The organism is Streptococcus infantis (assembly GCF_000960085.1).
In the GTDB taxonomy this organism is placed as follows: Bacteria; Bacillota; Bacilli; order Lactobacillales; family Streptococcaceae; genus Streptococcus; species Streptococcus infantis_C.
On the sequence record NZ_JYGT01000007.1, the window covers coordinates 142976 to 156099 of the forward strand.

Here is a 13124-nt window from a genome sequence, read left to right on the forward strand (position 1 = left end):
GATTTTCTCCTTCTTTTGCTTCTTATTGCAAGACAAGAGATGCTGCCCCAATTACTCCAGCGTCATTTCCTAGAGTTGCAAGAGCTAGCTTAGTTGTTGTACGAACTTGTGGGAAGGTATTTTCATCATAAACCTTTTGCACACCTTGGAGAAGGAATTCCCCCGCAGCTGAAACTCCACCACCGATAACAATCGTTGATGGATTTAGGATAGAACCGATGTTGGCACACGCAATACCCAAGTAACGTGAGAAGTTACGGTAAACGATCAAGGCAAGGTCGTCCCCTTCTTTTGCAAGATCAAAGACAGTTTTGGATGTTACTTCTTCACCGTCGTCGATCAAGCGTTTCAAGGCCGCATCGCCTTCGTATTCATCTGCATAACGACGAGTCAAGTTGACAATACCTGTTGCTGAAGCTACTGTCTCAAGACAGCCTTTTTTACCACAAGTACATGGGATTGGTTGGTCAAAGTCAACTGTGATATGTCCAAGTTCACCTGCAGCACCTGCAACACCGTGAAGCAATTTACCTTCTGCCACGATACCGCCACCAACACCTGTACCAAGAGTCATAAAGACAACGTCTGGTTGGTTTTCACCAGCACCCATCCAACGCTCACCAAGAGCAGCTACGTTAGCGTCATTGTCGATAAAGAATGGAATACCCAAGGCTTTTTCCATCTTTTCTTTGATTGGTTGAAGAGTTTTCCAGTTGAGGTTGTAGGCTCCGATAACAGTTCCATTTTCACGGTCAACTACACCAGGTGAACCCATACCAATCCCTTGGAAATCAGTCGCAGCCAATCCAAGCAATTCAAAACGATGTTGAATAGACTCAATCATATCATCTACAATGTGGCTTCCTTCGTCCAAAATGTTGGTCTTGATAGACCATTTTTCTTGGATTTCTCCTTCTTGAGTTAAAATTGCAAACTTGACAGAAGTTCCACCAAGGTCAATCCCAATAATCTTTTGACTCATCTTTTTCTCCTTATCCTTAATTGAAAATGCTTATAGTAATAGTATAACAAAAACTACTTATCAATGCAGAGGTTTGCATTAACTTTACAGAATTTTTTCTATTCTATGGTTTCCACAAACCAGAAGCATCTACATAATAGCGTCCACCATCCACTCGTTCATTCTTAGCCATTTTACCATCCGATTTCAAATAGTAATTTCCTTGCCATGCATTGCGTGCATAAGATCCATCTGATTTGAGGTAATACCAAGATTGGTAAGAAGAGTCATAGACCCATTCACTCTGAGCCATTTTCCCATTTGACTTGAGGTAATATGCACCTTGCCAAGTATTATGCGCATAAGATCCATCTGATTTGAGGTAATACCAAGCTTTGTAGTAAGAATCATAAATCCATTCACCCTGAGCCATCTTACCATCTGATTTGAGATAGTAACTTCCCTGCCAAGTATTGCGTGCATAAGATCCATCTGATTTGAGGTAATACCAGGCTTGGTAATAGTTATCGTATACCCACTCATTCTCAGCCATTCTTCCATCTGACTTGAGATAGTAAGCACCCTGCCAAGTATTTGTTACTGTTTTCCCATTTTCAGAAAAATAGTACCAAGATCCATTCTGACGAACCCAGCCACTTTCAGCTGCTACACTTGAGGTAGGTGCTGCACTATTTGGTGCTACATTGGTGTTAGCTTGTGATGTACTCGACTTTTTCTCTTTTAAAACACCCTTAGGCGCATTCTTCGATTCACAGGCAATCCCATCATGATCCTTATCTAGAGTAGTAGAATACCCTGGTTCTCCCTTATGAATATCTGCATAACCATTCTCCCAAGCTTCCTTACAGCTTGAAAAATGGATACTTTCATCTGCCACAACTGGATGTAAAAACAAAGCTAGAGCAGGTAAAGAAGCTAGACCAAGTTTTAATAAATGACGTTTGTTCATGATTTCCTCCTAAAATTATAATATTAATCTCGATATTATTTTATCAAACTTATTTCAGCAATTCAAGAAAACTTCTAGTTATTTCTGCAAACTCTTTTGGTTTTGCCCTATTCAAGATATGAGGGCCGTCAGGGATAATCTGAAATTAAGAATCTGGCAACAGTTGTTGAATACCTACCATAACCTTTAGATTAGGCTTATCCATGTAAAAAAATTAGTTTCATTTAGTTCTCCTTCACTGACAACTCATACAAGCCCCTAACTGCATTACAGCCATAAATAACTTCTGCTTCTTTCAAATCTGATAAAATCAAGACCTTCTCTTCTACCTGCCCACTTTCAAGTAAATGCTGGCGATAAATCCCTGATAAAATGCCAAGAGTACTAGGTGGGGTATAGAGCTTACCATCCATTTTTAAGATTAGATTCCCAATGGAGGTCTCAAGCAATTTTCCATCAGCAGTGTGATAGATGATTTCCTGCTCTCCCACTGTCAAATGTGGTCGGTGTGTCGTCTTAAAGTAGGTAAAGGCCTGCTCCAAATCCGCTTCCTGTAGACAAAGTTTGGCCTGACAAAAGTTAGAGCTAAGTGGTGTCAATACTTGTCGTTCAATTTCAATCTCTCCAGATTTGCTGAGACTGATTCGTATCCGATAATCTTGACAGATGTCACAAGACTGGTACTCCTTCTCTATTTTTTGTCTCAAAACTTCTTGGTCAAATGGAAAGGCAAAATAACGACTAGCCTTTTGCAATCTTTCTAGATGTTGCTTTTCAAAGAGCAATTTTTTCTGGTTGATTTTCCCTGTCGTAATCAGCTGAAAACAAGGCTGTTTTCGATAAAGAACCGCTGCTTTTTGCTGGACTTCACGGTATTCTGACTCCCAAGTACTATCCCAAGTGATGCCACCTCCGACACCATAGATGGCTTGCCCTCCATGCAGTTGAATGGTTCGAATGGCTACGTTGAAAATCCGTCTACCATTGGGAAGTAAGAGTCCAAATGTCCCACAGTAAACTCCTCTGGGTTGGGGTTCCAAGTCCTTGATAATTTCCATGGTCGCTATCTTGGGAGCTCCTGTGATGGAGCCACATGGAAAAAGCGAACGGAAGATTTCTACTAGATCAACATCCGGTCGTAACTGACTCTTGATAGTCGAAGTCATCTGCCACACCGTAGAATACTGCTCCACTTGGCATAAACGCTCCACATGCTCACTACCAACCTCAGAAATACGATTCATGTCATTGCGCAAGAGATCCACTATCATCATGTTTTCTGAACGATTTTTGGGATCCTGTTCCAACCAAGCCGCCTCTTTCAAGTCGTCATCGTTATTCAAACCACGTTTAGTCGTCCCCTTCATAGGACGAGTCGTCAACTCACGACCATTTTGCTCAAAAAAGAGTTCAGGACTCATGGAAATCACTGCCATATCATCATGCTCTACGTAGGCATTATATCCCGCTTCCTGCTCAACCACCATACGATTGTAAATGGCAAAAGGATTAGCACTTAAATTCTGCTTGAGTTGGACAGTATAATTGACCTGATAGGTATCTCCTTGTCTTAAATGATGGTGAATTTGGGCAATCGCCTTTTCATAGTCCTCAGCAGATGTTACTTCCTGCCAATTTGATGGCAAATCCACCTCCTCATAAGTCAGAGGGATACTGGATTTTTCTACACTATCATGAATAGTGAAATAGAGGAGATACTCTCCTAACAAGGGACCTGAGTGTACTGCTAATTTTTCCTCAAAAGCTGGTGCAGCCTCATAGCTGACATAGCCCACCACATAGTAGCCTTGCTCTTGGTAGCTTTCCACTTGTGCTAATAAGTACGCCACTTGTGCTAAATCTCTGGTTTTTAACTCTTTGATAGGCTGGGTAAAGGTGTATCTCTCGCCCAAAGCCCTAAAATCAATCACTGTTTTTCTATGCATATCCTAAGTATACCATAAAAGCCAGATCCCAAACAGGAGATCTGGCTTTTTAACTAATATGGTTGAGAAAACTTACTCAACATAACCCAACAAATAGCCATAGCCCTTTTCTTCCATTTGATCCTTAGGAATAAAGCGAATGGACAGACTATTGATACAATAGCGTAGACCTCCCTTGTCCTGAGGTCCATCTGTAAAGACATGTCCTAGGTGAGAATCCCCTGTTCGACTTCTGACTTCTGTTCTGACCATATTGTATGACTTGTCTTCCTTGTAGGTCGCAACATCTGGACTGATAGGCTGGGTAAAACTTGGCCAACCACAGCCCGATTCGAATTTATCTTTCGAAGAAAAGAGAGGTTCGCCAGTCGCAACATCCACATAAAGACCTGCTTCAAATTGATCCCAGTAACGATTTGAAAAGGCACGTTCTGTTTGACCATTTTGAGTCACGGCATACTCCTCTGGAGACAAAAGTTTTTTCAATTCATCGTCGCTCGGTTTTGGATATTGACTTGCATCAATAACAGGATAGGCTGCTTGATTGACATTGATATGACAATATCCATTAGGGTTTTTCTGGAGATAGTCTTGGTGGTAGTCCTCAGCCACAATAAAGTTTCTTAAGGATTCCTTTTCTACCGCTAAAGGTTGGTCGTACTTCTTAGCAACTTGATCAAAAACTTGATTGATGACTTCTAAATCTTTCTCATCTGTATAGTAGACTCCTGTTCTGTACTGAGTTCCCACATCATTTCCCTGCTTATTCTTACTGATTGGATTGATAATGCGGAAATAATGGAGCAAAATTTCTTTTAAAGAGATTTGATTGGCATCATAGGTCACATGAACAGTCTCAGCATGTCCAGTCTGGCCGATCAATTCATACTGGGTTGTTTCTCCTCTCCCATTAGCGTAGCCAGAAACAGCATCTGTCACACCTGCTACTCTTGAAAAATACTCTTCGACTCCCCAGAAACAACCTCCTGCTAGATAGATATCATGTAAGTCAGCATCTTTACTTGGTTGAGTTTTTTTCGTGACTTTTTGTCCTTGACTAACTGCTGCCTTCTCGATTTGAGTGGTATCTGTGTAGCTTGCGCTCCTTTTTTCCAAAAGAAATAAAAGTCCAATAATAATGCAAATGATGATTCCTATGAATACAATTATTTTTAATTTATCATTCATGATGAGCCTCTAATCTATGCTTTTTAGCGTCTGTAAAATAGTTTCCTTGTCCATAAAACCTGGCTGGGTCTTGACTAGTTTGCCTTCTTTATCGATAAAGGCCTGAGTCGGATAAGAACGAACTCCGTAACTCGCCAAAAGTTGTCCCGAAGGGTCTAACAATACTGGTAAATCTTTATAGTCCAAGACCTGATACCATTTCTTGAAGCCTTCTTCTGCTTGCTCGCCTTTTTGACCAGGAGAAACGACTGTCAAGATGACATAGTCATCACTTGCTTCTTTTGCAAGTTCATCTGTATCAGGAAGACTGGCTAGACAAATAGAGCACCAAGATGCCCAAAATTTGAGATAGACCTTTTTACCTTTGTAATCTGATAGATGGTAGTTTTTCCCATCAACTCCCGTGAGTTCAAAATCTGGAACTACTTCTCCTTTTTTTGCTACCTGAGAGCTAACTTGCGCTTGTTTGTCTTCATTTTGCTTATCAGCCTGGCTCCCCATCTGATTTTTACAAGCTGACAGACAGAGTAGACTAGCGCAGACCAATACAGTTTCTTGCCATTTTTTCATCTTCATCACCTTTCTCACTCCTCATATGAATATAGAAATTGTATTATAGCTCTATTATATACCTACCATACTAAAAATACTTAGAATCTGTTTGGAAAATCAATAATCTTCTTGATTACAAAAACTCCCACCTGCTAAGCAGATGAGAGCTTTGGATTATTTAAAGATAGAAGTTTTAAAGCTATCTGTTTGTTGAAGAAGTTTCTTGAAGACCTTTTCTTTAAGTGATACGGTATTGTCAAATTTAACAGATCCCTTACTTAGAGTAGCCTTATCTTTATCAACTGCTTCAGCAAATGCGCGTTTCAAGTCTTCATAGCTATTGTATGTTTTACCATCGATTTCAATAGATTGAATTCCATTTTTGGCACTTGTCACAACTTCTTTGAAATAAGCTTTCTTCCAATCTTCAAGATTGTTGAATTTTCCTTCAGAAATCTTATTAATGATGAAGTCATCACCTAGAGTCTCTTTACCAGCTTTCTTAGATTCAGCTTTTAGCATATTAGATGCATAGTTTAAGAATCCTTTTTCGTAGCCATAGTAACCCCAGATTCTGAAAGTATTATGTTTAAATGACATCGCTCCAGGAGCACCTTCACTTGTGTTACCACCATAGATACCAGACATCATTGGAACGTTCACATAAGCAGAATCAAAGTCAGTAGGATTATAAACTCTGTTACCTGGACCACGGTTAGTCATAAAGTTATTGGTTACTAAGTCATCTACTGTACGTAAAGGAATAGCTTTTTCCTCATCACTTAAAGGTCTAACCTTATCGAATTGGTTCTTGGTGTTATTTCCTCGGTATTGCTTATCAACCTTCTTGAACCAAGCATTATTCAAATCTTGATTTGCCTTATCGAGAACAGCCTCTCCTTCCAGATAATCCAGAAGCATGAGGGTGTCATTGTAGCCCTTCATGTAACGATCAATTTCGTCACGAGACTTCAGATCATTTGGATTGGTGTTATACCATTGATTTCCATCATTTGGACGTTCATAAGCCATATTGAGACCTAGGGCTTTGTATTCACCGTTTGGATTTGATACGGATGGAGTTTGCAACATTCCTTGTGCAAATGCTTCAAGGTCAGTTCCTTCACGGTGTCTTGAGCCACCTAGATAAACCATTCGATCATTGACGTGAGTCGTTTCGTGAGTAAAGGCAGAAACTCCAAAATCACTAATCATGTCCGTCACCATAAAGAAGACAGAATCATCCTTATATGGATTCGCATAAACGCGAGCCACAGCTCCCATACGCCAATCAGTCGTATGGTAACGGTCTGTAGGTCCATACAATTCACGGATAGGCGCCACATCTTTACCACTGTTTGTATGGCCATAACGGTCAGTACTAATGTCTTTATAATTCTGGTTATCCAGTACAGGTGTTGGAACCATATTATTGCTCTTCAAGAGCTGATTACGTACTTTATCTAGAGATAGACGTGACCAGAAATCTAGGTAATTCTGTTGTCCTTTAGCAACCTTATCAATTTCAGCTTTGAAGGCATTACGCTCTGCTTCAGTGTTCTTACCATATTTTTCAAATGAACTGTAGGCCATGGTATTATATGTTGAAATCAAGAACATATGGGCATCTTTTAAGTTCAACAGAGGTAAAATCATCTTGCCATGCATATCGTTATTTAAGCCTTCGTAAGCTCTATGTTTCTTATCTGCAAAATCAGGATTTGTTGTTTTTGGTTCCACGATATAGACATTATCTTTAGTTGCTTTGATAAACCAATCATTCAAGTCTGTATCTTTTGTGAAGAGTTCCATGTTATATTTCAGGAAGTCATTTAGGTTACCAGAAAGAGTATTTTTAGCAACTACTTCACGGAAGGCATCGTGTGTACGAGTTCCTTTGACATAATCTTCTTTTGAACCAATTTCAATCAAACGGTCTAATACACTTACATTCTTACCATAGAAGTCTGGCTTGAACAACATGAGTTGCTTGATATTGAAATCATCAAACTTCACTCCGTAATAACGGTTAAGGTAAGATAGGCCAAGGAGAATCGCTGCCTTGTTATCATCAATTTTCTTGATCAAAGCACGTTTAGCAGCCTCATCTGTATTTAATTGATGATCCTCATTTTCAACCAACTGTTTCACAAATTTAGTAAGATTATCCTTAACTTCTTTAAAGGTTTCTTCAAGATAAAGGTTCTTAATAGCATTAACTTTGTTTGGACCAGTTCTACCAAGGTGCGTGTAGATTGGGTCAGATTGTAATTCCACAGGACTTAATTTTTCAACAATAGCATTGATGAGATCACTACGGTCCTTGTCAACCATATTCGGAGTATAAACAACTTCACCAAGTTCTGCAATACCGTACTCTTTCACTTGTTTCACTTTTGAATCTTTAGGTGAAATGGTAAGGATATCTTTTGTCTTATCTGCATAGTGGATCATAATATGATCAGCATCAGCCAATTCCGTTACAAAGGTATTGCCTTTCATAGCAGTTACAGACAATATTTCTTTAGTCAAGAGAGGACTTCCTGCGGCTAATTTATTACCTTGGTCTACAATCCACTCTTTATTATAGAAAGGTTGAAGTTTTGCAATATTACGGTAAGCTAGCTCACGAGTTGCATCATAACTATCAATTGCTTTGTACTGATCGTCTTTGTTTAGACTGTTATTAAGCTTGTCTTCAATAGGTTTGCTGCTGGTAAATTTATCAGCAGTGATCCCCATTGCTTCAATTTTCTTCTCGGCTTCAGCCAGTGAGATACTTGGAATTTTACGTGAATTGTTAAAGGATTTTTTACCTTCACTCACGTCATCAACACTATAATTACGTTTGGTTCTTGAATAAGTGAAGTAGTCGTCAGCATCAATATCTGAATGACCAAACACCATCTCACCTGTTTTGACTTTCATCATGGTGATATTGTCTTCAATAGCACCTAAGGCCCAGTTGGTACCCAGCAATCCACCAGACTGAACAGCTTCTTTCAGTTCGATAGAACCTTTAGCAACTGAATTTCTTAGGACCCCTTCTGTACCGACCGTGTAGTTATTAGCACCATTTTGAGATGAATAGACAAGTCCTGCAGCTTTTGCTTTATTACCAGTAATTTCAGCATCAACGTATGCTTTCTCAACAACACCCTTCCAGTTTTCTCCAAGAATACCAGCTAAATAGCCTCCTCTATTGCCAGCAGCGTGAAGTTTACCGATAAAGGCTACATTACTTACTTTTCCACTACCATCAATTTTATTGATAATGCCAGCTACATCATTGTTACCTACAACACTTCCGGTTACTTTGACATTTTCAATAGTTGCATTGTTTTTGATAACATTGGCGATTGGAGCTACTCGATCAACTCCAGGCATATCAATATTGACATTTTCCAGTAAGAGATCCTTAACAGAACCACCTTCAATGTTTCCAAATAATGGTCTAGTGATATTATGAATAGCAAATTTATTACCATCAGTGCTTCCCAATGAACCTTTAAAGGCATTGGTTACATAGGATTTGCCAGCCGGTGGTACATTATTAGCATTCATATTGCTACCAAGCTTAAAGGTACCCGTAGGATTTGCTTGCATAGCTTTTACAAGTTCATTAAAGTCGTAATACACATCACCTTCATGAGCTTTTGGCTTAGGCAAATAGTGTACATACTCTTCAGTGAAACGATTTTCTGCAGTACGTTGAATCAAATCTGGTGCTTTAGCAGTTACTTTGTATAGTTTATTTCCATCTACAGTAACTTCTTCGATTTTATCAACAGCTAGTTTTGTAACCTTGTTATCGTAAGTCGTAACTTTTAAGTAGTAAGGCTTAACATTCGATGGTTTCTCGGACAAGAGACTACTATCGGTCTCATTACCTTGATCATCAACACTGATTAAGCTTGTTTCCTTAATATTTTTGACTTCAACTTTTTTAAGGTCGATTCTCAATGGTTCTTCCTTAAGAACCTCTTCCTCGTCACCATTACCACGATCATACACCATAGTCGTCGCAAGTGTATAATCCTTGTAATAATCTAGATCAGCTAAAGCTGTTGCAAGATTAGACTCTGAAATAGCAAATGTCTTAATAACTTGATCGCCTTTTTTCAACACTGCTTGAATAGACTTGATAGTCACTCCATCTGGTTTTTTAAGGCTATAAGTTGCTTTTGCACTTCGATTCAATTCTTCTGTATCAACTTTAGTTAATGTTAAAGTAGGTTTTTCTAATTCCTTAGTACCTTTTTTGATAATGTGGTCTTGTGCCTGTTCAAGAACTTCTTCTGAAACAGTAGGTGCATCTGCAGTTTTCACACCCTTGATAGTCTTGTAGACTTTGGTAATTTTCTTCGTACCATTCTTACCTATCTGAGCAACTGTTTCAGTTCCCTTGAGTAGACTAGAATCTTGTTCCGTTATCGTTTTAAAAGGAACTTCTTCAACAGAAACTTCTTCGGTTTGGCCTTCAATTGGTTTGGTTCCACGACTGATTTTTTCAGCTACAGGAGCCTTAACAACTTCCGTACTAGTGGTGATAGCTTCACCAACTTTCTCCCCATCTACAGTTTTATAGACACGATGTATGAGTTGACTACCAGCTTCACCCTTTTGAACAACACTTTCTTCATCAGTATAGCGATTAGCATCCGATAGGTATTCTGTAGTGTATGGAATTGTAACAGTTTCTATTTCAGTCACAGTTGATTCTGTCACATTGTATTCTGGCAAGCTAGGTTGAATAAGAGGTTCACCTACGTGGCCCTCTTCTTGAGTTCCTTTGGCTGTTACTTCTCCTGTATAGGCTGGAAGTTCTGGCTGAATAAGAGATTCACCTACATGACCTTCCTCTTGGGTACCCTTGGCTGTTACTTCTCCTGTATAGGCTGGAAGTTCTGGCTGGACAAGAGATTCACCTACATGACCTTCCTCTTGGGTACCCTTGGCTGTTACTTCTCCTGTATAGGCTGGAAGTTCCTGTTGGATTAGAGATTCACCTACATGACCTTCCTCTTGAGTACCTTTAGCAGTTACTTCTCCTGTAAACTCTGGAAGGTCTTCCTGGACAAGAGATTCGCCTACATGACCTTCTTTTTGGGTGCCCTTTGCTGTAGTTTCCTCTGTTTGGGCTGGAGGCTCTGGTTGGACAGGTGGTTCTTCTATAGGAGCTTCTCCATGGATGTTCTCAGTCGTTTCTTCACTTGTATTAACCGGAGGTTCTGGTTGAACAAATGATTCGCTTCCGTGTGTTTCTTCCCGTGTTACTGTAGTTGTCGTTCCTTGGCTGTAGGTTGGAAGTTCTGGTTGAACAAATGGTTCTCCTTCACGAGCTTCTTGTGTCACTTTATCTGTAACCAAGTTGTTGTCTTGATTATTTTCAGGCATAGAAACTTTAAAATCAGCTTCTTTGAAGTAACCAATATAGTCATATCCATCAATTTGAATGACTCCGTTGGCTAAATCTTCTTGACTACAAGCAGAGATTGTTTGGTTATAAGATAAAAGAATTTGATTTTCAAAAGCTTGAATCGTCTGAGGAACAAAGTAGCTACCCCCAAGTGCACCAATAAATAGAATACCTGCTATCTTATTAGGTCGCTTCTTAGAAATCACAAGTACAGCTAATGAAGCTGTCGCAAAACCAAGACCAACGAGACCTAACTCCTTACTTCCAGTATTTGGTAAATGTTGCGTATTAACTTCTTTTTTTCTATAGACAAGATAAACAACGTCATCTTGTTGTAAATCAGAAGGGAGTTCCTTATGAATAAGGGCTTTTTCAGCTTCTGTCAGCTCTTGCTCTGCCAAATAGCGATAGTGTACCTGATTTGGCTCACAAACTTCATTAGCCGCTACTTGATCAAGCAAGAGATTATTAGCACCAAAAAGCAAAGCCCCAATAACAGCAGAACCAACTCCGACAGAGAATTTCCTAATAGAATATTTTATAACCTTTTCAACTTGTTTCTTTTCCATTTTACAATTTCCTAATAGTGTCTTGTAGATATTGAGCACGCGCCCCACCGATTAATTTCGGACGACTAGCAAGGGCTGTTACATGTGCATGACCGATTGATTTCAAGACTGGACGTATAGGCACTTGAACATGCTTGATATGCATCCCTATAGCTGTGTCACCAATATCGATCCCTGCATCTGCCTTGATAAATTCAACCTCAACTGGGTCTTTCATATAGCGAAAGGCAGCCAATTGACCAGAACCCCCTGCATGTAGAGTAGGCAGAACACTCACAATCTCCAGATTGTATTTGATTGCGACCTCTCGTTCCACTACCAAGGCACGATTAACATGTTCGCATCCCTGAACTGCTAGATGAATCCCTCTAGTTGATAGGATTTCTAAGATTTTTTGAACAATCAATTCTCCAATTTCTTGACTAGAGGCTTTCCCGATGCGACCTCCTATCACCTCGCTAGAAGATAAGCCCAAAACAAAGAGAGCTCCCTCATGGAGAGAAGCCTTTGCCAATACATCTTCTAGGATTTCCTCTACCTCTTTTTGTAAATGTCCTTGGTCCATACTTTACCTCGCTTACTTCCTTCTATGATATCCTTTTTTCATCATTTTAGCAAGCTAGGGACATTGGCCTAAGTCCTATTGACTCTTCTACTTTTTAATCAAAAAAGACAGAGAATTTATATCCCTGCCTCATTTTTATCTATCTTTAGACCTTTTGAAGTCCTTGAACAGCATCATGATTGATGATGACTTGTCCATATTCTTGAAGGACTGAGCGACTGATATCACTATCATCCGCAAATTCGCGCATACGTGCCAATAACCATGCTGGATAAAGACTTGGATGATCCTCTACATCAACCAAAACTGTTAGATAGTATTGGTCATTCATCTTGTAGAGTTCTGAAGTCTCCATTTGGTAATCAACCGTTTTAGCAAAAGAAACTAAACTAGCTAGGTTGTCAAAACGTAAGATGTAGTAGATATAAGGTTCTCTTTTCCCTTCATCCACCTCAGCAATTTCATCAATTGATGCTTCCTCTTCTTTTTCAACCTGCTCTAAAGATTGAATGGCTTCAATATCCTCTTTAGTTTTCTCTGCCATGGTTTTCTCCAAAGTCTTCAAAAATTCATCTGGAGACATTTTCGCTAACTCATCCATATCTGGAAGATCTGCCAAATCCTCAAAATCCAAGTTCTGGTCAATCTTAGATTTCGTCACAAAGACGTCGACCTTATCAGGCTTCGGTGTCACTCGGAAACTAAGCATTCCTGTATCCAAAAAGCTGTCTGGCATTTCTAACTCATCCAAGATTGCATAGAAAAACTCTTCTGTTTTTTCCTGTGGAACGAGAAAGTCTGCGATTTCCATTCCACGATCCATCAAATCTTCTAAAGACATCGTGATTTTTAAAGTCGTATCACTGATTTGTTTCATTTTCATAGTTCGTAACCTCATACTTTCAGTTCTATCTATTATACAAGATTTAAATGATTTTATCAAAAGAATGGCGT

8 protein-coding genes and 1 pseudogene are annotated in these 13124 nt (G+C 39.4%); all 9 read right to left on the reverse strand.

The genetic code is table 11. The annotated features are described in order from the left end of the window. Positions 1-22 precede the first annotated feature (22 nt). On the reverse strand, positions 23-982 hold the full coding sequence (locus tag TZ94_RS03420) for an ROK family glucokinase (protein ID WP_045614125.1): 960 nt from the start codon (positions 980-982) through the stop codon (positions 23-25). 103 nt (positions 983-1085) lie between these two features. Then, on the reverse strand, positions 1086-1931 hold the full coding sequence (locus TZ94_RS03425) for an excalibur calcium-binding domain-containing protein (protein WP_080929467.1): 846 nt from the start codon (positions 1929-1931) through the stop codon (positions 1086-1088). Positions 1932-1980: 49 nt separating this feature from the next. Continuing rightward, positions 1981-2133, reverse strand: a pseudogene (locus TZ94_RS10005) (alpha/beta fold hydrolase); the annotation flags it as partial. A 22-nt stretch (positions 2134-2155) separates the two neighbouring features. Next, positions 2156-3877 carry an aminodeoxychorismate synthase component I gene (pabB, locus tag TZ94_RS03430; RefSeq protein ID WP_045614127.1) on the reverse strand — a complete coding sequence of 574 codons (1722 nt, stop codon included), beginning with the start codon at positions 3875-3877 and terminating at the stop codon, positions 2156-2158. Positions 3878-3949: 72 nt separating this feature from the next. Further along, on the reverse strand, positions 3950-5065 hold the full coding sequence (gene msrB, locus TZ94_RS03435; protein WP_045614130.1) for a peptide-methionine (R)-S-oxide reductase MsrB: 1116 nt from the start codon (positions 5063-5065) through the stop codon (positions 3950-3952). 9 nt (positions 5066-5074) lie between these two features. Further along, positions 5075-5635, reverse strand: a complete 561-nt coding sequence (locus TZ94_RS03440; RefSeq protein ID WP_045614790.1) for a redoxin family protein — start codon at positions 5633-5635, stop codon at positions 5075-5077. 156 nt (positions 5636-5791) lie between these two features. Next, on the reverse strand, positions 5792-11605 hold the full coding sequence (locus TZ94_RS03445; RefSeq protein WP_045614132.1) for a ZmpA/ZmpB/ZmpC family metallo-endopeptidase: 5814 nt from the start codon (positions 11603-11605) through the stop codon (positions 5792-5794). 1 nt (position 11606) lies between these two features. After that, a complete protein-coding gene (locus TZ94_RS03450) occupies positions 11607-12170 on the reverse strand; it encodes a TIGR01440 family protein (protein WP_045614134.1) in 564 nt (187 codons plus the stop codon). Positions 12171-12315: 145 nt separating this feature from the next. After that, positions 12316-13053 carry an adaptor protein MecA gene (gene mecA / locus TZ94_RS03455; protein WP_045614136.1) on the reverse strand — a complete coding sequence of 246 codons (738 nt, stop codon included), beginning with the start codon at positions 13051-13053 and terminating at the stop codon, positions 12316-12318. Between the last annotated feature and the right edge of the window lie 71 nt (positions 13054-13124).

Coding starts and splice junctions, on each gene's coding strand:
- TZ94_RS03420 (WP_045614125.1), bottom strand. CDS start 982: ATGAGTCAAAAGATTATTGGGATTGACCTTGGTGGAACTTCTGTCAAG.
- TZ94_RS03425 (WP_080929467.1), bottom strand. CDS start 1,931: ATGAACAAACGTCATTTATTAAAACTTGGTCTAGCTTCTTTACCTGCT.
- pabB (WP_045614127.1), bottom strand. CDS start 3,877: ATGCATAGAAAAACAGTGATTGATTTTAGGGCTTTGGGCGAGAGATAC.
- msrB (WP_045614130.1), bottom strand. CDS start 5,065: ATGAATGATAAATTAAAAATAATTGTATTCATAGGAATCATCATTTGC.
- TZ94_RS03440 (WP_045614790.1), bottom strand. CDS start 5,635: ATGAAAAAATGGCAAGAAACTGTATTGGTCTGCGCTAGTCTACTCTGT.
- TZ94_RS03445 (WP_045614132.1), bottom strand. CDS start 11,605: ATGGAAAAGAAACAAGTTGAAAAGGTTATAAAATATTCTATTAGGAAA.
- TZ94_RS03450 (WP_045614134.1), bottom strand. CDS start 12,170: ATGGACCAAGGACATTTACAAAAAGAGGTAGAGGAAATCCTAGAAGAT.
- mecA (WP_045614136.1), bottom strand. CDS start 13,053: ATGAAAATGAAACAAATCAGTGATACGACTTTAAAAATCACGATGTCT.